General features: G+C 72.2%; 22 protein-coding genes and 1 pseudogene. 14 read left to right on the forward strand and 9 right to left on the reverse strand.

The annotated features are described in order from the left end of the window. Nucleotides 1–52: 52 nt before the first annotated feature. Nucleotides 53–871, reverse strand: a complete 819-nt coding sequence (locus tag ACWCSV_RS11200; protein WP_451140836.1) for a sterol desaturase family protein — start codon at nt 869–871, stop codon at nt 53–55. A gap of 844 nt (nt 872–1715) precedes the next feature. Between ACWCSV_RS11200 and proP the strand changes: the two genes are divergently transcribed. Beyond that, nucleotides 1716–3209, forward strand: a complete 1494-nt coding sequence (proP, locus tag ACWCSV_RS11205; protein ID WP_451140838.1) for a glycine betaine/L-proline transporter ProP — start codon at nt 1716–1718, stop codon at nt 3207–3209. Between the two features lie 84 nt (nt 3210–3293). Here the strand turns inward: proP and ACWCSV_RS11210 are convergent, their stop codons facing one another. Beyond that, the gene (locus ACWCSV_RS11210) at nt 3294–3875 is read right to left on the reverse strand and encodes an N-acetylmuramoyl-L-alanine amidase (protein WP_451140793.1); all 582 of its coding nucleotides are present in this window, start codon (nt 3873–3875) and stop codon (nt 3294–3296) included. 295 nt (nt 3876–4170) lie between these two features. Between ACWCSV_RS11210 and ACWCSV_RS11215 the strand changes: the two genes are divergently transcribed. From ACWCSV_RS11215 to ACWCSV_RS11225, 3 genes are all read left to right on the forward strand, one after another. Beyond that, complete coding sequence (locus tag ACWCSV_RS11215) at nt 4171–5325, forward strand: fatty acid desaturase family protein (RefSeq protein ID WP_451140795.1); 1155 nt, start codon at nt 4171–4173, stop codon at nt 5323–5325. Nucleotides 5326–5424: 99 nt separating this feature from the next. Next, nucleotides 5425–5607, forward strand: a complete 183-nt coding sequence (locus ACWCSV_RS11220; RefSeq protein WP_451140797.1) for a hypothetical protein — start codon at nt 5425–5427, stop codon at nt 5605–5607. After that, entirely contained in the window at nt 5604–6146 is a 543-nt protein-coding gene (locus tag ACWCSV_RS11225; protein WP_451140840.1) for an MOSC domain-containing protein, read from the forward strand. Before ACWCSV_RS11220 ends, ACWCSV_RS11225 begins: the two co-directional genes overlap by 4 nt. A gap of 38 nt (nt 6147–6184) precedes the next feature. Here ACWCSV_RS11225 and ACWCSV_RS11230 read toward each other — a convergent pair whose 3' ends face one another. Further along, the gene (locus tag ACWCSV_RS11230; protein WP_451140799.1) at nt 6185–7030 is read right to left on the reverse strand and encodes a hypothetical protein; all 846 of its coding nucleotides are present in this window, start codon (nt 7028–7030) and stop codon (nt 6185–6187) included. A 193-nt stretch (nt 7031–7223) separates the two neighbouring features. Here ACWCSV_RS11230 and ACWCSV_RS11235 point away from each other — a divergent pair, with 193 nt between their 5' ends. The 5 genes from ACWCSV_RS11235 to ACWCSV_RS11255 all read left to right on the forward strand — a co-directional run bounded on the left by ACWCSV_RS11235 (nt 7224) and on the right by ACWCSV_RS11255 (nt 12998). Continuing rightward, nucleotides 7224–8129, forward strand: coding sequence for an oxygenase MpaB family protein (locus ACWCSV_RS11235; RefSeq protein WP_451140801.1), 906 nt, complete (start codon nt 7224–7226; stop codon nt 8127–8129). Between the two features lie 329 nt (nt 8130–8458). Beyond that, nucleotides 8459–9286, forward strand: a complete 828-nt coding sequence (locus ACWCSV_RS11240; protein WP_451140803.1) for an MHYT domain-containing protein — start codon at nt 8459–8461, stop codon at nt 9284–9286. Nucleotides 9287–9341: 55 nt separating this feature from the next. Continuing rightward, on the forward strand, nt 9342–12068 hold the full coding sequence (locus ACWCSV_RS11245; RefSeq protein WP_451140805.1) for a nitrate- and nitrite sensing domain-containing protein: 2727 nt from the start codon (nt 9342–9344) through the stop codon (nt 12066–12068). Then, a complete protein-coding gene (locus ACWCSV_RS11250; protein WP_451140807.1) occupies nt 12065–12499 on the forward strand; it encodes a roadblock/LC7 domain-containing protein in 435 nt (144 codons plus the stop codon). The genes ACWCSV_RS11245 and ACWCSV_RS11250 overlap by 4 nt, the downstream gene beginning before the upstream one ends. Nucleotides 12500–12596: 97 nt before the next feature. After that, nucleotides 12597–12998 carry a DUF742 domain-containing protein gene (locus ACWCSV_RS11255; protein ID WP_451140842.1) on the forward strand — a complete coding sequence of 134 codons (402 nt, stop codon included), beginning with the start codon at nt 12597–12599 and terminating at the stop codon, nt 12996–12998. Nucleotides 12999–13201: 203 nt separating this feature from the next. Here ACWCSV_RS11255 and ACWCSV_RS11260 read toward each other — a convergent pair whose 3' ends face one another. After that, nucleotides 13202–13705 carry a MarR family winged helix-turn-helix transcriptional regulator gene (locus tag ACWCSV_RS11260; RefSeq protein WP_451140809.1) on the reverse strand — a complete coding sequence of 168 codons (504 nt, stop codon included), beginning with the start codon at nt 13703–13705 and terminating at the stop codon, nt 13202–13204. Between the two features lie 222 nt (nt 13706–13927). Between ACWCSV_RS11260 and ACWCSV_RS11265 the strand changes: the two genes are divergently transcribed. Beyond that, nucleotides 13928–16051: an MMPL family transporter gene (locus ACWCSV_RS11265; RefSeq protein ID WP_451140811.1), complete on the forward strand. Its 2124-nt coding sequence runs from the start codon at nt 13928–13930 to the stop codon at nt 16049–16051. A gap of 282 nt (nt 16052–16333) precedes the next feature. After that, a complete protein-coding gene (locus ACWCSV_RS11270) occupies nt 16334–16996 on the forward strand; it encodes a GTP-binding protein (RefSeq protein ID WP_451140813.1) in 663 nt (220 codons plus the stop codon). 49 nt (nt 16997–17045) lie between these two features. Here the strand turns inward: ACWCSV_RS11270 and ACWCSV_RS11275 are convergent, their stop codons facing one another. After that, entirely contained in the window at nt 17046–17474 is a 429-nt protein-coding gene (locus ACWCSV_RS11275) for a PPOX class F420-dependent oxidoreductase (RefSeq protein WP_327179836.1), read from the reverse strand. A gap of 139 nt (nt 17475–17613) precedes the next feature. On the opposite strand from ACWCSV_RS11275, the gene ACWCSV_RS11280 reads away from it, so the two are divergent. Then, nucleotides 17614–18018 carry a roadblock/LC7 domain-containing protein gene (locus tag ACWCSV_RS11280; RefSeq protein ID WP_390963823.1) on the forward strand — a complete coding sequence of 135 codons (405 nt, stop codon included), beginning with the start codon at nt 17614–17616 and terminating at the stop codon, nt 18016–18018. 138 nt (nt 18019–18156) lie between these two features. Here ACWCSV_RS11280 and ACWCSV_RS11285 read toward each other — a convergent pair whose 3' ends face one another. After that, on the reverse strand, nt 18157–20295 hold the full coding sequence (locus tag ACWCSV_RS11285; RefSeq protein WP_451140816.1) for a SpoIIE family protein phosphatase: 2139 nt from the start codon (nt 20293–20295) through the stop codon (nt 18157–18159). A 225-nt stretch (nt 20296–20520) separates the two neighbouring features. Here ACWCSV_RS11285 and ACWCSV_RS11290 point away from each other — a divergent pair, with 225 nt between their 5' ends. Next, nucleotides 20521–21582, forward strand: a complete 1062-nt coding sequence (locus tag ACWCSV_RS11290) for an enoyl-CoA hydratase/isomerase family protein (protein WP_451140818.1) — start codon at nt 20521–20523, stop codon at nt 21580–21582. 78 nt (nt 21583–21660) lie between these two features. On the opposite strand, the gene ACWCSV_RS11295 is transcribed toward ACWCSV_RS11290, so the two are convergent. The 3 genes from ACWCSV_RS11295 to ACWCSV_RS11305 form a co-directional block, all read right to left on the reverse strand. Next, nucleotides 21661–21888: a hypothetical protein gene (locus tag ACWCSV_RS11295; RefSeq protein WP_327179840.1), complete on the reverse strand. Its 228-nt coding sequence runs from the start codon at nt 21886–21888 to the stop codon at nt 21661–21663. Nucleotides 21889–21982: 94 nt separating this feature from the next. Then, complete coding sequence (locus ACWCSV_RS11300; protein WP_451140820.1) at nt 21983–22477, reverse strand: hypothetical protein; 495 nt, start codon at nt 22475–22477, stop codon at nt 21983–21985. A 134-nt stretch (nt 22478–22611) separates the two neighbouring features. After that, complete coding sequence (locus ACWCSV_RS11305) at nt 22612–23979, reverse strand: FAD-binding oxidoreductase (protein ID WP_451140822.1); 1368 nt, start codon at nt 23977–23979, stop codon at nt 22612–22614. On the opposite strand from ACWCSV_RS11305, the pseudogene ACWCSV_RS11310 reads away from it, so the two are divergent. Next, a pseudogene (locus ACWCSV_RS11310) lies at nt 23954–24257 on the forward strand (hypothetical protein); the annotation flags it as partial. The gene ACWCSV_RS11305 and the pseudogene ACWCSV_RS11310 sit on opposite strands and share 26 nt — an antisense overlap.

The following is a 24257-nucleotide window of genomic DNA, read 5'->3' on the forward strand; positions in this document are numbered from 1 at the left end:
CGCGCTGCCACGGGCGGCGCCCGAGTCAGCGGTGCGGGGCCCGAAGGCCCTTTCAGGCGATGCCGCCCCCGGGCCGCTTCGCGCGGCGCCACGGACGGAGGAGACTGCCGAGGATCTCGCCGGTCCCGGGAAACGAGGTGGGATCGCTGAGCCCGACCGCGGCCGGCTCACGGCCGGGACGCCAGGTGAAACTTCCGAAGAGGTGGTCCCAGCAGGACAGGTCGGAGCCGTAGTGGCCCGCTTCCGCGAGGTCCGTGCTGTGGTGCAGGCGGTGTTGTTCCGGGCTCGCCAGGACGTGGTTGAGCCGGCCGATCCGCACGTCGATGTTGGCGTGGACGAAGTAGCCCTGTGCGGCGACGAAGAGCCCCGTCGCGAGCACGGACCGCTGGGAGAATCCGGCGAGAGCCAGGGTGAGTTGCACGACGCCCTGGGCGAGGACGATGTCGAGGACGTGGTTGACGCCGTTGTTGGCGACGTTGACCTTCTGCGGGACGTGGTGGACTCCGTGCAACCGCCACAGAACGGGGTTGGTGTGCCCCAGCCGGTGGACCAGATAGCCGGCGAGCGAACCGCTCAGCAGCGCGGCCGGGATCTCGGCGCCCAGCGGGAGCGCCGGATCGGCCGGCGCGATTCTTCCCACCGCCGTCGTGACCGAGAACTGCGCCAGCGCGCTCCCGGCCATGGTCAGCAGGAAATAAACGCCGTACCAGCGCCATTCCGCTCCGTCGGGGTGCCAGTCGCGCCGGTGCGGAATCAGTCTTTCGAGTGCGGTGAGATAGGCCAGGGTGCCGAGGAGGAAAAGTGGACTCACTCGTTCGGGATTCCAGTCCAGCGAAAGTGCCGCCGTAGCCACCAGCAAGGTGGCCGTCAGTAGTACGGGATAGGCGAGGGAGCTGAGAACGCGCCGCCCGAGCGGAAGGGGGGTGGGCTGCGGCGGAGTCGCTGCGGAGCGGACGGTGTCATCGGTGGGCCATTCGTTTTCGTGCACCTGAAATCCTCCGTAGGAATGCGGAATCAGCCTCGGGTCCTGCGTCGTTGCAGGTGGATGGGGCCGTCGAATGCATGCGGAAGTCTCAGGGGGCGTACGAGTGGGTGCGCTGTCGTCTGTGGTGGCGCCCGTGCGAAGTCGGCGACACGGGCGACGGAAAGGAATTCCCGCGGAGCCGGAGACCGGTGTGGTCGCCTCTCCTTTTCCACCCTGTGCGAGCTCGGTTGATTCTTTTCCGCTTCCTGCGGATTCAATCCTCGACCGACGATGAATTGAGCTTGTCCCCCGGAGTGCCGTAGTCGGCCTCACGGTCATTGAACAGGGACTCCGGTCGGCGCGGAATAGGGTTCGGGCTTCTGTCGCCGATGTGAGTGACTTAGTCATTTTGGCGTTCTTGTGCAGTATTCGGAAGATCATTTTTATGGATCGTCCGGGAATCATGCGCGCGCCCGGCGGCGGTCCCGGGAATGCCGCCACCCGCGGTCGTGCGGAGAGTGGGGCGACCGGGGACGTCCCCGCGCGGCCGTCACCCGTGCGGGCCGTCCGGGAGGCTTCCGGCGGGCGGTTGCCCCAGACTCGGAGGCACCGATGATCTTCAGTCCCCTGTCCGGGTGACGGGCCGCGGAAGGTGAGGCGCCGAGAGCCCTCGGAAAGGGGCGGACGCATGGCCGGAACCAGGAAACAGCCGGGAGGGCGGCCCCGGCGCGACACCCAGGCCGTGGACCGCATGATGCGCACGGTCGTACGCCGCCGCAAGAAATCGGTCCGGGCCGAGGACGTCACCGTCACGGATCCGCCGAAGGTGCGCCGGGCGGTCACGGCCGCAGCGCTCGGCAACACCATGGAGTGGTTCGACTTCGGCGTCTACGCCTATCTGGCCGGAACGCTGGGCAAGGTGTTCTTCCCGTCCAGCTCGCCCGGGGCCCAGGTGGTGTCGACGTTCGCCACCTTCGCCGCCGCGTTCCTGGTACGGCCGCTGGGCGGACTCGTCTTCGGTCCGCTCGGGGACCGGGTGGGACGGCAGAAGGTCCTCGCACTCACCATGATCATGATGGCGGCGAGCACCTTCGCCGTCGGCTTCCTCCCCACCTACGCGGCCGTCGGCTTCGCGGCCCCCCTGCTGCTCCTGGTGTGCCGGCTCGTGCAGGGCTTCTCCACGGGAGGGGAGTACGCCGGAGCGACCACGTACATCGCCGAATACGCCCCCGACAAGCGGCGAGGGTTCCTGGGCAGCTGGCTGGACTTCGGCACCTTCGTCGGATACTCGCTGGGCTCCGGCCTGGTCACCGTGCTCACCGCCGTCCTCGGTACCGACGGGCTCACGGACTGGGGCTGGCGCATCCCCTTCTACGTCGCCGGACCACTGGGGCTGATCGGCCTCTACATGCGCATGAAGCTGGAGGAGACCCCCGTCTTCCAGCGGCAGGAGGAGGAACAGGCCGAGGCGCTGGCAGAGGCCGACCCGGTGGAAGAGGCCAGGCAGTCGGGCAAGGGCCGGCTCAAGGAGATCTTCACCGAGCACTGGGAGGCCGTGCTGATCTGCATGGGCCTGGTGCTCCTGTACAACGTCACCAACTACATGGTCACGTCCTACCTGCCGACCTACATGTCCGAGACTCTCGGCGAACCCGAGACCACCGCGCAGTTGCTCGTTCTCGGCACCATGCTGCTGGTCGTCCTGACCATCACCACCGTGGGCCGCAGCTCCGACCGGTGGGGCCGCAGGCCGGTGTTCATGGCGGGGAGCGTGGCGCTGGTGGCGCTCTCCATCCCCGCGTTCCTGCTGATCCGGCAGGGCGGAATCCTGCTCCCGGCCTTCGGCTGCGCGATCCTCGGCCTGCTGCTCGTCTGCTTCGCCGGGACCTCGGCCTCCACCCTTCCGGCGCTCTTCCCCACCCGCATCCGGTACGGCGCGCTCTCGATCGCTTTCAACATCTCCGTATCGCTCTTCGGCGGAACCACACCGCTGTTCGCCGCCGGGCTCGTGGAGGCCACCGGCAACGACATGGTGCCCGCCTACTACCTGATGGTGGCGGGCGTCATCGGGCTGATCTCCACCCTCTTCCTGCACGAGACGGCCGGCCGCCCGCTGCGCGGCTCCGGGCCCATGGTGGAGACGCGCCAGCAGGCGCACCGGCTGGTCTCGGCCAGCCGCACCACCGCGGGCCGGCAGGCGCGCGACGTCTGGTTCCGGCTGCGCCACGGGCGGCGACGGGGATGACGCGACGGGGCTGACGAGGGGGCACGGGCGGTCCCCGGTCCGGCGCCGGGGCCCGGCCGGCGAGCGGCCGGGGACCTGATCCCCTCAGGCGCGGCGCACGAGCCGCAGATAGCGGTCCCAGTCCCAGAGCGGACCGGGATCGGTGTGGTCCGTCCCCGGCACCTCGTAGTGGCCGATGATGTGCGTACGGTCCCTGGGGATGTCGTGACGGTCGCAGATGTCGGCGGTGAGCAGCGCGGACCGTTCGTACATCGCCGCGGTGAAGTACTCCGGGCGGTCCACCCAGCCTTCGTGCTCGATGCCGACGGAGCGGACGTTCTGGTCCCAGTTCCCCGCGTGCCAGGCGATGTCCCGCTCCGGCACGCACTGGGCGGTGTAGCCGTCGCCGGACCGCACCACGTAATGGACCGACACCTTCTTCGCCGGGTCGCTGAAGATGCCGAGCGTCTGTGTGAAGGTCTGCTGGGTGACGTGGACGACCACCCGGTCGACTCGCCGGGGCGAGGCACCCCCGGACGCGGTGTAGTTGGCGGCCGAGGCGGGTGCCCAGCGGGCCAGCGTACTGTCCGTCCCCGCCGAGGGCGCGTCCACCCCGCGCACGGACGCCGGCAGAAGAAGCCCCGCCGCGGTGCCGGCCGCCGCCTGGAGAATCCTTCTGCGGTGCATCGGTGCTCTCCAGGTGACGGGTGCGGATCACGGGCGGGGCGCGCGGAAACCGTCTCCCGGCGGGCGGGCCCCGACACGAACGACGAGGTGAACGGCCGTCCGGTTCCCGGCGAGGTGTCACGTCGTCGACCGGCGGCCCGGGGATCCCCCGTGCGGGCCGTACGGGGGGCAGCACCACCACGGAAGCAGGGGGAATACCCCCTGCTCATCGGGATGGTGGCGCCATGGCTGCCGCATGTCCCCCTTCATTACGTTTCTTCGGGTAGGCGCACCCGTCCAGAGAGCTGGAGATGCCATGCCCCAGGCGACCACCACCGCCACCGACCCGTCCGGAGCACGGGCCGCGACCTCCGTCGCCCCGTCCTCGCCGGACACGGACGGCGACCGGCCGGCCGGACCCGGCGCCCGGCCCGCCCCGGAGGCCGTGCCCGCCCAGCGGGGTCCCACCGGAGGCGCCCCCGGCGGCAGCGATTTCGCACCGCTCCTGAAGACCGTGAAGGGGCAGGGACTGCTGGACCGGCGCACCGGCTGGTACGCGGCGGGCATCGCGGTGAACGCCCTCTGCCTGGCCGCGGTCGCCACCGGCATCGAACTCCTCGGCGACACCTGGTGGACGCTGCTCCTCGCGGTGCCGCTGGCCGTCCTGTGGACCCGTACCGCCTTCCTCGGACACGACGCGGGGCACGCCCAGATCACCGGGAACCGCAGAGCGAGCCGGATCATCGGCCTCGTCCACGGGAACCTTCTCCTCGGCATGAACGAGGCGTGGTGGAACGACAAGCACGTCCGGCACCACGCCAACCCCAACCACATCGACAAGGACCCCGATGTCGGGGTCGGGGCCCTGGTCTGGACCCAGAAGCAGGCGGTCCGGCGGGAGGGCTTCGCCCGGTGGCTCACCCGCCACCAGGCCCGCCTCTTCTTCCCCATGCTGCTGCTGGAGGGCATCGCGCTGAAGGTCTCCGGCTTCCAGTTCCTTCGCCGGCAGCCCGGCCGGGAGGGCGTGCTGTCCGGCCTGCTGATGGTCGCCCACCTCGCGCTCTGGGCGATGCTGCTCCTCACCGCCATGCCGGCCGGAAAGGCGGTCGTCTTCGCGCTGCTGCTCCACGCGCTCTTCGGGCTGCACCTGGGGATGGCCTTCGCCCCGAACCACAAGGGAATGGAGATGCCCGACCCGGACGGCGACCGCTGGGGCCATCTGCAGCGCCAGGTCCTCACCTCGCGCAACGTACGGGGCGCCGTCCTCACCGACTGGTTCCTCGGCGGGCTGAACTACCAGATAGAGCACCACCTCTTCCCGAGCATGCCGCGCCCCCACCTGCGCCTCGCCCAGCCGCTGGTCAAGGAGTACTGCCGCCGGATCGGGATGCCGTACACGGAGACGGGGCTCGTGGAGTCCTACCGCCAGGGCCTGACCCACATGCACGAGGTGGGCGCCCCGCTGCGGTGATCCGGGACCCGGCCACGACGGCGCCCGGCGGGGAACCGTACGCGCCGTGAAGGCGTTGTCAGAGGTGAAGCGGCCGCGTGCCGCGGAGGAGGCACGATCATGTCGAACGGTGCGAAGATCGCCATCGGGGGAGTCGTCGTGGCAGCCGTCCTGATCCCGTTCATCGGGTTCTGGTGGGCTCTGGTGGTGCTGATCGGGGTGCCTGCCGCGGGCTATCTGCTGCTCGACCCCTCGCAGCGCCGGAGGATCCGGCGCCTACGACGCAAGGAGACAGGACGCTGAACGGCACAGTCGTCGCGGTGAGCAGCAGCGGTGAGTACACCTTCACCAAGCCGGTCCGGGAGAGCATCACGCTCCGGGCCGGACACGGGGTCGAAGGCGACATCCACGCGGGCGTCACCGTCAAGCACCGCAGCAGGGTCGCGCAGGACCCCACCCAGCCCAACCTCCGCCAGGTCCACCTGATCCAGCAGGAACTCTTCGACGAACTGCGCGCCGACGGCTACGACCTGGCCCCCGGCGACCTGGGGGAGAACGTCACCACGCGCGGCCTCGATCTGCTCGCCCTTCCCGTGGGCACCCTGCTGCACCTGGGGGACCGGGCCGTCGTCGAGGTCACCGGCCTGCGCAACCCGTGCCTCCAGATCGACGCCTTCCGGAGCGGACTGCTCAAACGCGTCGTCGGGCGCGACGACGCGGGACGCGTGGTCCGCCGGGCCGGGATCATGGGAGTGGTGGTGGACGGCGGACCTGTGCGAGCCGGAGACACCGTCCGGGCCGAGCTCCCCGTCGGGCCGCACAAGGCCCTCGACCGGGTCTGACCCCCGGGGCCTGCCGTGAGGCGGGGGCCGAGGAGGCCTCACGCGGGCCGGGTGGCGAGCCCGTCGAGTGCGGCCAGGAGCCCGAGAAGCTGGGTACCCCGCCTCACCTGCAACACCTCACGCGGCTCGTCGTCCAGCAGGACGAAGGCCATGTCGTCGGTCCGGGCGACCAGCGACCACCCGGGCCCGTCGACCCGCAGCGTCCGGGCGTCCGCGGAGGCGAAGGAGGACCTGATGCGTCCCGGCGGCGGTGGCGAGTCCAGGTAGTCGCGCGCCTCCTCCAACGCCCGGCGCACGCCGGGGTTTCCCGGCGTCCCCGTAGTCTCCGGCTCCGGCTCCGGCTCCGGTCCCGGAGTCGCGGGCGCTCCGGGACCGGAGCCGGCCGCATCGACCTGTTCGCGCCATGACCCCCACCGTGCGGCGATCTCGTCCGCCCCCATCCGCCGCTGCTCCGGGCCCCAGCCGCTCTCCGAAGGGGGCGTCAGCAGGAGCGTCCTGCCAGAACCGTCCTCGACGGGCTCCGGGTCGTGGGGCGCGGGCACTCCGGGCGCGGCGACAGCGAGGGCGAGGGGCCAGCCCGGCAAAGCGCAGACGACCGTGCGGTCGTCGGGCGAGAGCTCGTACGCGATGCCGCAGTCCCAGGCGGCGATGGCGCCGGCGACCGTGGTGGCGTCCTCGGTCACCACGGTCCAGCGGGCACCCGCACCGTCCTGCCCCAGAACGAGGCCGTACCCCTCCTCGTACGGTTCGAGGGAGAGCGACCGGCACGCGGCCGGGTAGTCGTCGCCCAGCACGGTGGGGAAACGCGCGGGGGTCAGCAGGAGCGCGGTCAGCACGTACAGCGTGTCGTCGTCGGCGGCGATCGTGTCGTCCGTCCCGGCCACGGTGTCCTCCTCTTGCCTGTGAACTCGTTCGTGGGATGCGTCGGCGCACCCTAACCACCCGGTAACCCCGCCGTCGAGACCTCGCACGGCAGGTGACCGCGGAGTCACGCGGTCCCAGCCGCTCCCGTGAGCCAGGGCCGGGCGCTTCCCTCACCCCTACAGTGGAGTTCCGGACCGACGGAGGGACGCGGGCATGAAGAGGTTCGACCGGCTGAAGGAAATCCAGAGTCTCGATCCCGAACGGGACTTCCTCCGGATCTACCGGCTGTCCGTCACACTCGAATTCCCCTGGGACGTCACCCGCGCCCTCGAACTCGCCCTCTACCGTACCTACGCCGTGCCCAGCATCGGCGGACTCCTCGCGACGACAGCCGAACTGACGGACCGTTCCCAGAAGCGCTACGACGACACCGTGCTCCTGCTGGACACCGTCGTGGAGCACGGGTTCGACTCCGGGGAAGGCCGTACGGCCCTACGGCGGATCAACGCGATGCACCGCGGCTACGACATCAGCAACGAGGACATGCGCTACGTGCTCTGCACCTTCGTCGTGGTCCCCAAGCGCTGGCTGGACGCGTACGGCTGGCGCGCCCTGTCCGCCCACGAACGCCAGGCCTGCGCGGTCTACTACCGCACGCTCGGCGCGCACATGGGGATCAAGGACCTGCCCCGTACCTACGAGGAGTTCGAGGAGACCCTCGACGCGTACGAGAGCGCCCACTTCGGGTGGGACGAGGGCGCCAGGAGGGTCTCCGACGCCACGCTGGGCCTGATGGCCTCCTGGTATCCGGCGCCGCTGGCACCGCTGCTGCGCCGGGCGAGCCTCGCACTCCTCGACGACGCGCTGATCGACGCCTTCCGCTACCGGCGTCCGGGCACCTTCGCGCGCGGCCTGACCAGGGGAGCGCTGCGCCTGCGGGCGCGGGCGCTCCGGCTGTTCCCGCCGCGGTCCGAGCCGCACTTCGCCCGCCAGAACCCGGAGATCAAGGGCTACCCGGACGGGTACGAGGTGACGGCGCTCGGCACCTTCCCCACACCGGGAGTCCGGGGCTGCCCGGTGCCGCACCGCCGCGCACCGGACGCTGCCGCCGCCGAGTGACCCCATGGACGGGGGCGGTGCCCGCGTACGCGTGTCCGCCCATCGCTCATACGGACACGACCGCGGTTCGGTGGCCGGAACGGGGCTGCGGGAGGAGTGAGTTCCCGGTGGGCCGGGAATACTTCACCGAACCGCGTGAAGTGCGGACGCTCCGCCCGGTCCGCTCCGTTTTGGCGGGTCCATGGCGACAATCCGCGCCTCCGTTCGCTGACTTTGGGCGACAGAATCAGCCACTCTCCGATCGGTTCGGAACGGCGATCCGTCATATTCCATGAATTTCGAAGTGTGCCCCTGGCGTGCACCTCCCGCCGGGCTAGCGTCCCCGGTTTATGGGACACCTGGACCACGCAACCTTCGGCTGGCTGACACCCGTGCTGTCGTACGCGATGGCATCGACCGGCGCCGCGCTCGGACTCCGGTGCACCGTGCGCGCGCTGCACACCACCGGCCGCTCGCGGCGCAACTGGCTGCTCACCTCGGCATCCGCCCTCGGCACCGGCATCTGGACGATGCACTTCGTCGCCATGCTCGGCTTCGGGGTCACCGGCACCGACATCCGCTACGACGTGGGCCTCACCCTGTTCAGCCTGATCGTGGCCATGGTGGTCGTCGGGCTCGGGGTCTTCGCGGTGGGCCACGGCCGCAACCGCGAACGAGCCCTGCTGACCGGCGGGCTCACCACCGGGATCGGCGTCGCGAGCATGCACTACCTCGGCATGGCCGCCATCCACCTGCACGGCGAGGTCCACTACAACCCCGCGATGGTCGCGGTCTCCGTGGTGATCGCCGTCGTCGCCGCCACCGCGGCCCTCTGGGCGGCCCTCAACATCCACACACCCGGAGCCGTGGCGCTCGCCTCCCTCGTGATGGGCGCCGCCGTCAGCTCCATGCACTACACCGGCATGCTCGCGGTCGGCGTCGTGGTCGCCCCGTCCGCCGCACCCCTGACCGGGGCCACCGCCATGCAGTTCATCTTCCCCCTCACCGTCGGGCTCGGTTCCTACCTCTTCCTCACCTCGGCGTTCGTCGCGCTCTCTCCCACGGCGCGGGACGCCGACACCGAGAGCGACGCCTACATGTCCGCCTCGGCCGAACGCGCCCGGCACACCGACCGGCTCACCACGCCCGGCGACCCCTCCACGGCCGCCACCCGCTGACCGGCCGCCGCACCCGTCCCCCGACCACCCCTTTCCCGACCGGAACGAGGAGGCCATGCGCCCACTCCGTACGACCCAGGCGCCCGGCGCCCAGGACGACCGGCCCATACCCCCGGTACGAGGCCGGCGCGCGCACGCGGGACCCCCGGCCGACGAGCGTGTCGTGCTCGGCGCACGTTCACGGCGCCCGCAGGACCCGTCCGGACGCCGGAGCAGCTGGTCCCCGCGACCCCGTACCGTACGCGCCAAGGTGCTCGCCCTGCTGATGGTGCCGGTGGTGTCCCTGCTCGCCCTGTGGGGGCTCGCGACCGTCACCACCGCCCAGGAGGTGGCACGGCTGCGCCAGGCGGAGCGGGTGGACGCCACGGTCCGCACGCCGGTCCGGCAGGCCGTCGACGCGCTCCAGGCCGAACGGAAGGCGGCGCTCGTCCAGGCGGCCGCACCGGGCGAGGGCGCCGCCGCGACCCTGCAGAACCGTGCCGCCCGTACCGACGCGGCCCTCGACCGGCTGCGGATGGGCGAGGGGCACACGGTGGCGGACACCGGAGACCTCCCGGTGGGCCTCGCCACCCGCATGGACGTCTTCCTCTCCCGCGCCGACGGTCTCGGCGCTCTGCGCGGCCGTCTCCGCGTCTTCTCGGACGCCGTCACGAACAGCGACACCGACCGGGAGAACGCCTACCTCGCCTACACCGACGCCATCAGCGCCGCCTTCGGGGTGCTCGGGGCACTCACCGGAATCCAGGACGCCGAGGCCGGCCCCGAGGCACGCGTCCTGCTCGAACTCGGCAGGGCGGACGAGATGCTGGCCCGCGAGGACGTCCTCCTCGCCGTGGCCGCCCGCACCGGCACGCTCGACGGCCGGGCGCTGCTCCGGTTCACCGGAGCGGTGGAGGCGCGGCGCTCCTTCACGGAGACGGCCGCCGCCGACCTGCCCGCCGGCGAACGCGACGCCTGGCAGGAGCTCGCCGCGGACAGCGCGTACCGCGCCGTGGAGAGCGCCGAGGACGCCGTGCTCGCCGCGCGGCCCGGGGCCGAGGCCGCCCGCGCGGTGCCGGCCGGCGCCTGGTCCCTGGCGGGCGGCCCCGTCCTCACCCGGCTGCGCGCCGTCGAGGCCGCCGCGTCCGAGCGCGTGGCGGGCCGTTCGGACCCGCTGACGAGCGGGCTCACGAGCCCCGACGGCGCGGCGGTCCTGTTCGGGTTCGCCGCCGTGGCCGCCGCGCTCGTCATCTCCGTCCGCATCGGCAGCGGGCTCGTCACGGAGCTGGTCAGCCTGCGCGACAGCGCCCTGGCCATCGCCCGCCGCGAACTGCCCCGCGCGATGGAGCGCCTGCGGGCGGGGGAGGAGATCGACGTGAAGGCCGAATCCCCGGCGCGCAGGCCGTCGCCGGACGAGATCGGCCAGGTCGGCGAGGCACTCGACATCGTGCACCGCGCCGCGCTCAGCGCAGCGGTGGAGCGTGCCGAACTCGCCAGCGGCATCGCCGGAGTCTTCGTCAACCTCGCCCGTCGCAGCCAGGTCCTGGTCCACCGCCAGCTCAACCTCCTGGACGGCATGGAACGGCGCGCCGACGACCCCAGCGAGCTCGCCGACCTCTTCCGCCTCGATCACCTGACCACCCGCATGCGCCGGCACGCCGAAAGCCTGATCATCCTGTCCGGCGCGGCCCCCGGGCGAGCCTGGCGCAGGCCCGTACCGCTCACCCAGGTGGTCCGCGCGGCGGTCTCGGAGATCGAGGACTACGCCCGCGTGGAGGTACGCAGGCTCGCCGACGTCTCCGTGGCGGGCGCCGCGGTCGCCGACCTCACCCACCTGCTCGCCGAACTCGTCGAGAACGCGGCCCAGTTCTCGCCCCCGCACACCAAGGTGCGGATCACCGGCGAACCCGTGGGCAACGGGTACGCGATCGAGATCGAGGACCGGGGCCTCGGCATGGGCGTCGAGCTCCTCGCCCAGGCCAACAAGCGCATCGAGCAGTCCGAGGCGCTCGACCTCTTCGACAGCGACCGGCTCGGGCTCTTCGTGGTGAGCCGCCTCTCCAACCGCCATCGGATCAAGGTGGGGCTCCGCGCCTCCCCCTACGGCGGCACCACCGCCGTGGTCCTGCTGCCGACCGCGCTGCTGCACGACGAGCCGCCGGAGAACGCGGAGCCGGGCGCGTTTCCCCCGCACGCCGCCCACTCCCCGCAGGCCGCTCTCCCGCCGCAGGCCGCCAGGGGCGAGAAGCTCCCGCCGCGAGCGGCGGTCGGCGACCGCGGGCCCCGGCCGGCCTTCCCGCCGCCCGTCGCGGTAACCGACCCCGGCTCCGGCGCGGACCCCGTGGGGCCGGCGGGTCCCGCGACGGGCGGGGGGCACACCCCCGAAGCGCCGACCGCCCCGGTCACCGCACTCCGGCGGCGGCCCCGCACCCCGTCGGCCGGCCGGACAGCCGAGCGCGGCCATCCCCGCACCCCGCTCAGGCAGGCCGCGGCCGAGCCGCCGGAGCGGGCGCCCCGGGCCGAGGGCGACGACGAGCTCCCCCGGCGCGTCCGGCAGGCGCACCTGGTGCCCCAGCTCCGCGATGAACAGGCCCGGACGCCGCAGGAACAGCGGATCACGGGCGCCGGGGAACCAGCCGGGCGCACGCCCGAACAGGTCCGCGACCGCATGACCGCCTACCGCGACGGATGGCGGCGCGGCAGCGGCGACACACCCGGCCCGGCGGCGGTACCCCCGCCACTGGCAACGCCCCCCGCACCGGCCCCGGCGGCCCACCCCATCGACGTAGGAGATCCCGGATGACCGCGAACGGAAGGACGGAATTGAACCACCGCTCGGGCGAACTCGACTGGCTGCTGGACGACCTGGTGAAGCGGGTCGCGGAGGTACGGCACGCCGTCGTCCTCTCCGGCGACGGACTGGCGGTCGGCGCCTCCAGCGTGCTCAGCCGCGAGGACGCCGAACACCTGGCCGCCGTAGCCTCCGGTTTCCATAGTCTGGCCAAGGGCGCCGGCCGCCATTTCGGGGCGGGCGGGGTACGCCAGACCATGGTGGAGATGGACGACGGCTTCCTGTTCGTCGTCGCGGCCGGGGACGGCTCCTGCCTGGCCGTACTGAGCGACGCCGTGGCGGACATCGGCCTGGTGGCGTACGAGATGGCACGCCTCGTCGCACGGGTCGGCGAGCATCTGGGGACGCCGGCACGGCTCGCACAGCCCCCCGCCGCGGGCTGAGGGAGGGGAGGAAACGGTGCGGATGTCCGACGACCCCGACGCGGCGTACGGCGGCGGGGACCTCTACGGGTTCCACGATCCCTACCGGGACCGGGAGATGGGCACCGGCGCGGACGCCCTGCGCGGAAGCCAGTGGTACGACGCGGACGCGGGACCGCTGGTGCGCCCGTACGCCGTCACCGGAGGACGTACGAAACCGGGCCCGAGCGGGGTGCGGTTCGACCTGATCGCCCTCGTCGTCGTCGACGGAGCGGCCGACCCCGACGCCGAGACGATGCTCGGCCCGGAGCACCGGGCGCTGCTCGCCCTGTGCCAGGACGAGACCCAGTCGGTCGCGGAGCTCGCCGCCGACGCCGATCTCCCGGTGGGCGTGGTGCGGGTGCTGCTGGGAGACCTGCTGGAGGGCGGTCACGTGTCGGTCTGCCGCCCCGTCCCGCCGGCGCAGCTGCCCGACGAGCACATCCTGCGCGAGGTCATCGACGGGCTGCGGGCGCTCTGACGGAATCCCGGGGGGCGAGGAGATCCCGGGGAGCCCGCCGGCGCGGCGACCCGTCACGGTCCGGACCGCAGGACGTCAGCGCCCTGCGGCCGGATCCGGGCCACCCGGGAGCGCAGGACTTCCGGAGGGTCGCCTCCGCGCGGGGGTTCGGCAGTCCCGGTGCTCTCTTCCCGCGGCCGGGGTCCAGGAGTCGTCCCCTGCGGTCACTTCCGCGCCCGGCGGACCTGGCCGAGTTCGTCGTTCATCGCTTCGAGGAAACGGGCGACCGTGCGCAGCTCCGCCGCGTCGAACTGACCCCGCGCCGCCCGGGTGCTCTCGGCCAGCGGCCGGAAGAAGTCGCGGGCCACCGCCATCGCCGCGGCCGCGTAGTGGAGGTGCACCACCCTGCGGTCGCCGCTGTCCCGGACGCGCCGGATGTGACCGGTCCGCTCCAGCCGGTCGAGACAGGCCGTCACCGCGCCCGAGGTCAGGTCCAGCTGCTCCCGCAGCCGCCCCGGCGTCATGGCGGTGCCGGGCTCGCCGTAGTCCGCGTCGAGGATCGCGATGAGCGCCTGCACATCCGTCGGGTGGAGATCCTGCTCGTGGGCGAATTCGTGTGCGATGCGGTTGAACTCACTGTTCATCCGCCGCAGCAGCACGGCGAAACTCTGGAGCCCGGCCGCGTCCTCGTCCGTGCCTCTGTCCGGGCCGCCCTCTGTGCTGCGCATGGGTCCAGGGTAATATCTCTTGATGATTGAGATAGTTGATCGTTGAGAGACATGTTCGGCCGCGTGTCGGGCCGCCGTACGCGCCCCGATCCGGGGAAGGTGTCCCGCCTCTCGGCGTCGTCGCGTCGCGGCGCTGCCTCGTAGGCCACTGTCTCTCTCCGCACCACTGTCACCTCGCAAGCCCGTCCCGTCGTTCCGAACGTGTCGACTCCTGGGGAACCAATGACGTCCGCATCACGGCACCGCACTCTCCGATGGCTGGTGCCCGCAGTACTCGTCCTCGTCTGGCTCGGCATCGGGGGAGTATTCGGCCCCTACGCGGGGAAACTCGGCGAGGTCTCCACCAACGACCAGGCGGCGTTCCTGCCGCGCAGCGCCGAATCGACCGAGGTCTCCGAGGACCAGAAGGCGTTCCAGAAGTCCGGCACCGTGCCCGCCATCGTCGTCTGGACCGGCGACGGCGGCGCGCTCCCGGCGGGCACGGCCGGGACCGCCACCCGCGCGCTCGCCTCGCTCCGGGGCACGCCCGGCGTCGAGGGAACGCCCACCCCCGCGCTCGCCTCCGAGGACGGCCAGGCACTCGAAGGGATTGTCCAGCTCGATTCCGGCCTCGGTGACGCCCTGCCCGGCGCACTCGACCGGGTGCGCGAGGCCGCTCGGTCCGTGCCCGGCACCACAGTGGGCATCGCGGGACCCGCGGCGGCCCAGGCGGACCTCAAGGACGCCTTCGGCGGCATCGATGGCCTGCTCCTCGGTGTCGCCCTCATCGCCGTCCTCGTCATCCTGCTGCTGGTCTACCGCAGCCTGCTTCTCCCCTTCCTGATCATCATCAGTGCCGTGTTCGCCCTGGGGCTCGCCTGCGCGATCGTGTACGTCCTCGCCGACCACGGGGTCGTACGCGTCGACGGCCAGGTGCAGGGCATCCTCTCGATCCTCGTCATCGGCGCCTCCACGGACTACGCGCTGCTGCTCACCGCCCGGTTCAGGGAAGAACTCACCCGGGGCGGCGACCGCGCGACAGCCGCACTCGCCGCCCTCCGGCGCTCGGCCGGAGCGATCACGGCCAGCGCGGCGACCGTGGCCCTCGGACTCCTCGCGCTGCTGCTCAGCGATCTGACGAACAACCGGGCGCTGGGCCCGGTCGGCGCCATCGGGATCGTCTGCGCCGTGCTCTCCACCCTGACGTTCCTCCCGGCGGTCCTCGTGCTGACCGGACGCGCCGCCTACTGGCCGGCCAAGCCCCGCCCCGCCGACGCCGCCACGGGCGGGCACGGCATCTGGCGGCGCGTCGCCGCCTTCGTGGACCGCGCCCCGCGCAAGGTCTGGGCAGGCACTCTGCTCGTCCTGGTGGCGTGCGCGCTCTTCGCCCCCACCCTGAAGTCGCAGGGCGTGCCGCTGGACGAGACCTTCGTCAACGACGCGCCGTCCGTCTCCGCGCAGGCCACGCTCAGTGAGCACTTCCCGGGCGGGTCCGGAAACCCCGCCGTGATCATCGCCCGGGCCGACCGTACCGACCAGGTCGTCGCCGCCGCCCGGAACACCGAAGGAGTCGCGGCCGTCACCCCGGTCACCGCGTCCGGGCGCCCCGGCGACGGCGCCCCCGTGGTCGTCGACGGACGGGTACGCATCGACGCCACGCTGAAGGCCGAGGCGGACAGCGACGCCGCCAACACGACGGTGAAGCGACTGCGCGAGGCGGTCCACGCCGTTCCCGGCGCGCAGGCCGCGGTCGGCGGGTACTCCGCGCAGCGGCTCGACACCCAGACCACCGCGGCCCAGGACCGCGCCCTCATCGTGCCTGTGGTGCTCGCGATCATCCTGGTCATCCTGATGGCCCTGCTCCGCTCGGTCCTGCTGCCCGTGCTGCTGGTCGCCACCGTGGGGCTCAACTACCTCGCCACACTGGGCGTCTCGGCCCTGGTCTTCCAGCACGCGTTCGGCTTCAGCGGTACGGACGCCTCCGTCCCGCTGTACGGGTTCGTCTTCCTCGTCGCCCTCGGCGTGGACTACAACATCTTCCTGATGTCCCGGGTCCGGGAGGAGTCCCTGCTGCACGGCACCCGCGAGGGGGTGCTGCGTGGCCTGATCACCACCGGTGGAGTCATCACCTCGGCGGGCGTGGTGCTGGCCGCGACCTTCGCCGCGCTGCTCGTCATCCCCCTGGCCTTCCTGGTGCAGATCGCCTTCATCGTCGCGTTCGGCGTGCTGCTCGACACCCTGGTGGTGCGATCGCTGCTGGTGCCCGCGCTGGTGCTGGACATCGGCCCGGCGTCGTGGTGGCCGAACAGGCGCATGACGGCGGGACGGCGGGACGCGGAGGCGGCCGGGGAGGATACGCGCTCCTGAGCCGCGGGCCCAGAGGGATCCTGTTGGTACGGACCATTCTGGCCGGAAGGGAACGTCGTCCTCGGACCCACGTGCTCGATTGAGGGCGTCATACGCGCACCGTCCGGCCACCTTCCGGCCGCAACGATCAAATTGCGCTCGCTTCTCTCGATCGGCCGACCGGTTTGTCATGCTGCTCTGGACCTGACCGGCACCGTGCCGGGAATTACTCGACCGAGCCCGAAGGGGTGCGCCCGCTCCACCGGGGCGCACCCGAGGGCTCATGGGTGAGAGAAGTGATCGATGTCCTCCGAGCACGCAGGCGGTGCGGTCCGTGAAGACGGTGACGGGGTGAACGCGGACGGGGGCGCCGCACCGGGGGAGGCCGGTGGCGAGAACACGGCCCTCGCCCTCAAGATCCTGGTCGCCGGAGGATTCGGCGTCGGCAAGACCACCCTGGTCGGAGCCGTCAGCGAGATCCGCCCGCTGCGCACCGAGGAACTGCTCAGCGAAGCCGGACAGACCGTCGACGACACCGAAGGCGTGGAGCGCAAGACCACGACCACGGTCGCGATGGACTTCGGCAGGATCACCATCCGGTCCGGACTCGCCCTCTACCTCTTCGGGACGCCCGGGCAGGACCGTTTCTGGTTCCTCTGGGACGAGCTGTCACAGGGGGCGCTCGGGGCGGTCGTCCTCGCCGACACCCGGCGGCTGGAGGACTGCTTCCCCGCCGTCGACTACTTCGAGCACCGGCGCATCCCGTTCGTCGTCGCCGTCAACTGCTTCTCAGGATCCCGCTCCTACGGCGAGCAGGACGTGTCGCGCGCGCTCGACCTGGACCCCGGGACGCCCGTCGTCCTGTGCGACGCGCGGGACCGCGCCTCCGGCAAGGAGGTCCTGATCCGGATGGTCGAGTACGCCGGGCGGATGCACACCGCCCGGCTGCTCGACTCCGTGGGATAGGGCCCCGACCGGGCCCGACCCGGACGGCCGGACCGGGCAGGGCGGGACCTCAGCCGGCGATGTCGGCCATCGAGACCACCTTCTCGATCCGCACCCGTACGACCAGTTCGCCCGGAACCGCGTTGCGCCGGCCGTACTCCGCGGCCGCCTCCTCACCCACGTACCGGGCGGCGATCCGCGTCGCCCAGGTCAGCAGCTCGTCGGGGTCCTCGCTGAGCCCGGCCCGTCCCTGGACGACGGCGAACGAGTACGGCGGCCGTTCGTCGTCCACGCACAACGCCACCCGGCCGTCCCGGGCGAGGTTGCGCCCCTTCACCGTGTCCCTGCCGGTGTTGAAGACCAGATCCTCCCCGTCCAGCAGGAACCAGACGGGCGCGACGTGGGGACTCCCGTCGGCCCGTACGGTGGACAGCTTGCCGGTGCGGGTCCCGGCGGAGAGGAACGCCCGCCACTCTTCCTCGGTCATGTGGTGTGCCATGGGCCCATCCTGCGCCGCCGGAACGCGAGTGGCGCGAAGCGACGCCCCGGAACCCGTGGGCCGCTTGCCCGCAGGAGAGGTGTGCGCAAGGCTTACGCGCGACGAGGGGTACGGGGAAGTGGCAACGGGGAGGGCACGCATGGCGTTGGACCGGGGACTCGACTGGCTTCTCGACGATCTCACCAGCCGGGTGGAGCACATACAGCACGCCTTGGTGCTCTCGAACGACGGACTGGTGACAGGAGCCAGCACGGGACTCGCCCGGGAGGACGCGGAACACCTGGCGGCGGTCTCCTCCGGGCTGCACAGCCTGGCACGCGGCTCGGGCAGACACTTCAAGGCGGGCAGGGCACGGCAGACGATGGTGGAGTTCGACGAGGCGCTGCTGTTCGTCACCGCGGCCGGGGACGGAAGCTGCCTCTGCGTGCTCACCGCGGCGGAAGCCGATGTGGGTCATGTGGCGTACGAGATGACGCTGTTGGTCAACCGGGTCGGTGAACACCTCGGCGTCGCCGTCCGGCAGGAGGACACCTATCCCTTCTGAGTCCGCAGGGCCTGCCGTGCCCCTCCACGACCCCGTCGGAAACGTTCCCGGAGTGCGACGGTGATCCCCACGACCGAGCGCTTCGAGCCAATTTCGGGCCGACCGGGGGCGCCGCCGTGCGGGCGGCGCCCCCGGTCGTCAGGTCCCTGCTCCTCCGGCGCGGGCGTCGTCCTCGGCGGACGGGCCGGGCGGCCCGAGATCGCACCAGACGGCCTTCCCTTCGCCCTGGGGCTCGATGCCCCAGCGGAGGGCGAGCGCGTCCAGCAGCAGCAGCCCGCGGCCCGAGGTCGAGGTCTCGCCGGGGGAGCGTCGGCGTGGCCACACGCTGGAGCGGTCCTGGACCGAGAGACGTATCCGGCGTAGGGGCTCGGGAAGCACCTCCATCGTGAGCACCGCCCCTCCCTCCGTGTGCAGCAGCACATTGACCAGGAGTTCCCCGGTGACGAGTTCGGCGTCGTCGGCGAACTCCTCCATGTCCCAGTCGGCCAGCGCCTGCCGGACGATCGAGCGGGCGTCCGAGAGGCCCTCCGGGTCGGCCTGGTGAATGTACTGGTGCAGCCGGGGCGCCAGGGAGGACCCCATGTCCGGACTGCGCCGCAGCACCAGCAGAGCGACGTCGTCACCCGCCCCCCAGCGCTCCCAGAGCCGCTCGGAGAGATGATCGGCAAGCGCCTGGGCCTCCGGGGGCCCGGTCCGCACCTCCTGCGCCAACGCCGCCAGCCCGGTGTCGATGTCGGCGCCCGGCTCCTCCACCAGCCCGTCGCTGAAGAGTACGAGGGTCTCGCCCGGTACGAGATCGAGACGGGTCTCGGGAAACTCCTCGTACTCGAAGTACGTCGAGATCCCGAGCGGGAGGCCACCCCTGACCTGAGGGCTGCGGACCCGCCCGTCCGCGTGCCGGATGAGCGGCTCGAAATGGCCCGCGCGCGCCACGCGCAGGGCACCCGATCCCAGATCGACCTGTGCGTAGGTGCAGGTCGCGAAGCGGTCGGTGTCCAGTTCGGCGAGAAAGCGCGAGGCCCGGGCCAGCACGGTGGCCGGCGGGTGCCCCTCGGCGGCGTAGGCGCGCAGGGCGATCCGGAGCTGCCCCATGATTGCCGCCGCGTGGGTGTCGTGTCCCTGCACGTCACCCACGACCAGGCCGTACCGGCCGTTGGGCAGCGCGATCATGTCGTACCAGTCGCCGCCGACCTGGCGCCCGTTCCGCGCCGCGTGGTAGCGCACCGCGATCTCGCCGCCCTCGACGTCCTGGATGCGTCGCGGCAGCATCGCCGCCTGGAGCCCGGTCGCGAATTCCCGTTCCTCGTCGAACAGCATCGCCCGTTGCAGGCTCTGCGCGAGGATGGCGGCGAGGCCCAGGCAGAGAATCCGCTCGTCCGCGTTGAACGACATCCGGTTGCCGTAGAACATCGCCAGCCCGCCGAGCGAACGCGCCTGGGCGACGAGCGGAAGATAGGCGGCGGAGGTGAAGCCCAGTCGGTCCTCGTAGGGCTTCAGCACCGGATAGCGCCGGACAAGGTCCGCGGGGGAGGTGATGAACCGGGGACGGCCGCTGAGGATGGTGTCGACCAGCGGCAGTTTCCGGCCGAGATCGCCCGAGCCCAGTCCGTCGAACCCCTCCAGCGTGTGCCCGCTCACCGCGACGACGTTCAGTGACGCGTTCTTCACCAGCCCGAGCGTCACCCCGTCACAACCCAGCCTCGCCGTTCCCCCGGGCCCGGACAGCGCCGCCGTCACGTCGTCCACGGAGGCGGCACGCGACATGGCACTGGTCGTCCGCTCGACGATGCTGGTCTGACGCTGCCGGCGCTTCTCCAGTTCCTGGACGAACTCCGAGTGCGTGACCTCCGCCGTCGCGTCCCGGACCACTCCGACGATCCGGTGGGCCCGCCCGTCCGGGAAACGCAGGATGCGGGCCTGAGCGTGCGTCCACTGGATCTCCCCGTCCGGCATCGGCACCTGGAAATGAACGCTGTACGAATGCGCGCCACTGGTGACGGCTTCGTCGACGGACAGGTTCAGACGCTCACGCTCCGTGGGCTCCAGCAGCTCGACCAGGGTCCCCGGACGGCTGGCGTCGAAGGTCTCGGGATCCACCCCGAACACCAGCAGCCCCGCGTCGTCCACGTTCATGGTCCGGGTCTCCAGGTCCCAGTCGAAGCTCCCGGTGCGGTTCATCGCCAGCCGCTGGACCGTATCGATCCCGCTGTCGTGGGCCGGGGCATCCGGATGCGACGGCGGGGTCGGGTGATCCACGGACTCGGTGTGATCGCTCATTGCGGCTCCGGAGGTCGTCCGGCGGCGGGCCCTACGGGCTGCGAGGAAAGACCCTGGTCGTCCAATTGTCGAGCCGGTCCGGTGGGAGTGCCACAGATGCTGGTGGGCCCGCCGCGTATCGCGACGCCCCGCCCGCGGGCGATGCCGCGCGGCATCGCAGAATGGCGGAAACCGAAGGCCCGCACACCCTGCGGGCGCCGCCGCGGAACCGTACCGGAGCGATCCATGACCGACGACGCCCCTGTCCTCCTGCACACCGACGGCCATGTCCGCCGCATCACCCTCAACAGGCCGCGCGTGCTGAACGCCCTCGACCACGCGTCGGTACGCGCCCTCGACGCGGCCCTCGTGGCGGCGGAACACGACGACACCGTCACGGCGGTGGTGGTCTCGGGAGCCGGGACGCGGGGTCTGTGCGCGGGCGGTGACATCCGCGCCCTGCGTGACGACGCCCGGGCGGGCGGAACCGCGTCCCTGGACTTCTGGCGCGACGAGTACCGGCTGAACGCGCGGATCCACCGGTACCGGAAGCCGTACGTCGCCTGCATGGACGGCATCGTGATGGGCGGAGGGGTCGGGATCTCGGCGCACGGCAGCGTACGGATCGTGACCGAACGCTCGCGCGTCGCGATGCCGGAGACCGCCATCGGGTTCGTGCCGGACGTCGGCGGAACATACCTGCTGTCCCGGGCGCCCGGAGAGCTCGGAACCCACCTCGCGCTCACCGGCCGGTCCGTCGGCGCGGCGGACGCGCTGCTGTGCGGCCTCGCCGACCACCACGTCCCCTCCGAGGACCTCCCTGCCCTCATGGCCGCGCTCGCCGGATGCACGACGCCCGCCGACGTGGCGCGCACCGTCCGCGGCCACGCCACCGACCCGGAGGCCGGGGAACTCGACGCCGCGCGCGACTGGATCGACAGCTGCTACACCGCCGGTACCGTGGGCGCGATCGTGGACCGGCTGCGCGACCACGGGGCCACCGCCGCGAAGGAGACCGCCGAGACCCTCCTCACCCTGTCGCCCACCGCACTGGCGGTGACCCTGGCAGCCGTACGCCGTGCACGAACGGCCGGGAGCCTGGAGGAATCGCTCGACCAGGACTTCCGCGTCTCCACCCGCGCCTTCGCCCACCCCGACTTCGTCGAGGGCGTGCGGGCCAGGATCGTGGACAAGGACTACGCGCCCCGATGGGCCCCGGCCCGTACCGAGGACGTGCGCGAGACCGACGTGGCCCGGTACTTCGCACCGCTCGGCGCCCGGGAACTCGGACTGGCACCCCAGGCCTGACCCCCGGCCGGCCCCGGCGGTGCGCGGTGCCTCACGTACGCCGACGGACCCGCGCGCCGCGCCAGGGAGCCGCGGGGGTCACCGGCTGCTCGCGGAGAGGCTCGGCCGCAGCGCCCGTACGAGCGCGAAGAGCCGTTCCTCGTTCCCCGAGAGATCGGCGTCCCGGAGCGCCCGGTCCGCCTCCTCCATCGGCGCGGTGAGCAACGGCAGGTACAACGGCGCTTCCTGCGGTTCCGTGAGCACGGACCGGGTGGCCTCCAGCAGCCTGACGTAAGCCTGGGCAGCGGCGAGCTCGTCCTTCTCCATCTCGGCTTCTCCTGGTCAGAGGTGTCGGGCCATCAGCATCTCCCATGGGTCTGACAACGCTCCGCAACCCATGTCCCGCCGACGGCGAACCGGGTCACCGTCCGGCCGGCCGACGGAGCCCGGACGGGGCCTCCACCTCGAGGAAGCGCCGCCGCCGCGGCCCCCGGTAGAGCAGGGCCGTCCAGCCCAGCCCGCGCAGGACCCCCGCGCACCGGGTGAGCGACTCCTCCTCGTCCAGGGCGGCGCCGCTCCCCACCGGGCCCACCCACTCCACCCGGACCGTGCCGGATGCGGAGCCCGCGTCCACCAGGTAGCCCGCCGAGGCCCGCAGGCCCGAGGCGTGCACGGCCGACGGCCGGACGCCGGCCGCCTCCAGCGCCAGCGCCACCGCGCGCTCGGGCCGCAGGAGTTCCCAGGCCGCGGGCACCGACTCCGGGGCGGGGTGCTCCGTGTTGGTCAGGCGCCGGATCTGCAACAGGCCATCGAGGGCGGTGGCCACGGCGGCTGCGCGGGCCGCAGCGGCGGACTCCGGGAGGGGAGGCCCGTCCCCCCTTGCCGGTTCGAAGCCCGTGTCCCCAGTCGCCGTCATCCGTCGCCCCGTTCCGAAGTCCCGTCCCCCGTAGGACCAGTGTGCCGTGACCCACTGACACCGGCACCGGCAGTCCTGAGGCGCCCGGTGCGCACCGCCGCCCGGCCGCCGGCGGCGGACCAGCCGTCGAGGAGTCAGCCGGCCAGAATCTTGCCGGGGTTGAGGATGCCGTGCGGGTCCAGGGCGGACTTCACGGCCCGGTGCATGGCGAGCACGGCCGGACCGAGTTCCCTGCCCAGGCCCCCCATCTTCAGCAGCCCCACGCCGTGTTCACCCGTCACCGTGCCGCCCAGCGCGATCGCGTCGTCGAGGATGTCCTCGAACGCCAGCTGCGCCCTGGCCCGGGCGGCCTCGTCACCGGGCGGCGTGATGATCAGCGGGTGCAGGTTGCCGTCGCCCGCGTGCGCGATGTTGGCCACCAGGATGTCGTGCCGGGCGGCCGTACGCTCGATCCTCGCCAGCATTTCCGGCACCGCCGTCCGGGGCACGCACACGTCCTCGGTGAGCACCGGGCCCAGCCGCTCGAGCGCCGGGTAGGCGAGGCGACGTGCCTCGAAGAGCGCGTCGGCCTCCTGCTGGTCGGTGGAGACGGCGGCCCAGGTCGCCCCGGCGCGCTCGAAGCAGTCCCGCACGAGCTCCGCCTCCGCGTCCCCCTCGGCTCCCGGAGTGTCCACCCTGCCCAGCAGGACCACCTCGGCGTCGGCGGACAGCCCCATGTTCTTCCACGCGTCGACGGCGGCGAGACAGTGCCGGTCGACGAGTTCCAGCGCCGAGGGAATGACGCCCGAGGCCGTCACGGCACTGACCGCCTCGCCCGCCGCCACGACCGAGGAGAAGTACCCCGCGACGGTCCGCTCGGCGGGCCGCCGCGGCCGGAGCCGCACGATGATCTCCGTGATCACGCCGAGGGTGCCCTCGGAGCCGACCATCAGCCCGGCCAGGTCGTACCCGGCCACGCCCTTGGCGGTGCTCCGCCCCAGCCGGACCGTTTCGCCCAGGCCGTTCACGACCTCCAGGCCGAGCACGTAGTCACGGGTCACGCCGTACTTCACACAGCACATGCCGCCGGCGTTGGTGGCCACGTTCCCGCCGATGGTGGACCACGGGGAACTGGCCGGATCCGGCGGGTACCAGAGGCCGTGCTCCGCGCACGCGGCCCGAAGGTCGTCGTTGACGACTCCCGGCTGGACGACCGCCAGGCGCTCGGCGGGATCGATCCGCAGCACGGCGTTCATGTCCTCGAAGGAGAGCACGATCGCACCGTCCACCGCGTTGGCCCCGCCCGAGAGGCCCGTACCCGCGCCGCGCGACACCAACGGGATTCCGTGTTCGACGCAGTGGCGCACCACCGCGCGCACCTCGTCCGTGTTCTGCGGCCTGACCACCGCCCTGGGCATCCCGTACGGAGCCCACTCGGCCTCGTCGTGCTGATACCGGGCCAGACCCGCCGGGTCCGTGAGCACTCGCCTGGCCGGGATGCTGTCGACCGGTGCGTTCGCCATCTCGGTGGCCACCTCCTACAACGATGTATGGGCCACCCATCATGGCGTGCGCGGATCGAGGGCGCGGAAGCGGACCCCGGTGCACGTCCCCGCCGCCGAGCCGATACACGGGGAGCTGCGTCGGGCGCACGAGGCCACGCAGCGCCTCACCCGGGAACCCGCCGGTGAGCTGGCCGGACTCGACGTGACGGCGCACCGGGAGACGGTCGCGCCCCTGCTGCGCGAGGCCGGCGCCCTCGCCCGCGCCACCGTGGCCGGCCGCTCGGCGTCCGGACGCC

This window comes from Streptomyces sp. NPDC001770 (genome assembly GCF_053596135.1).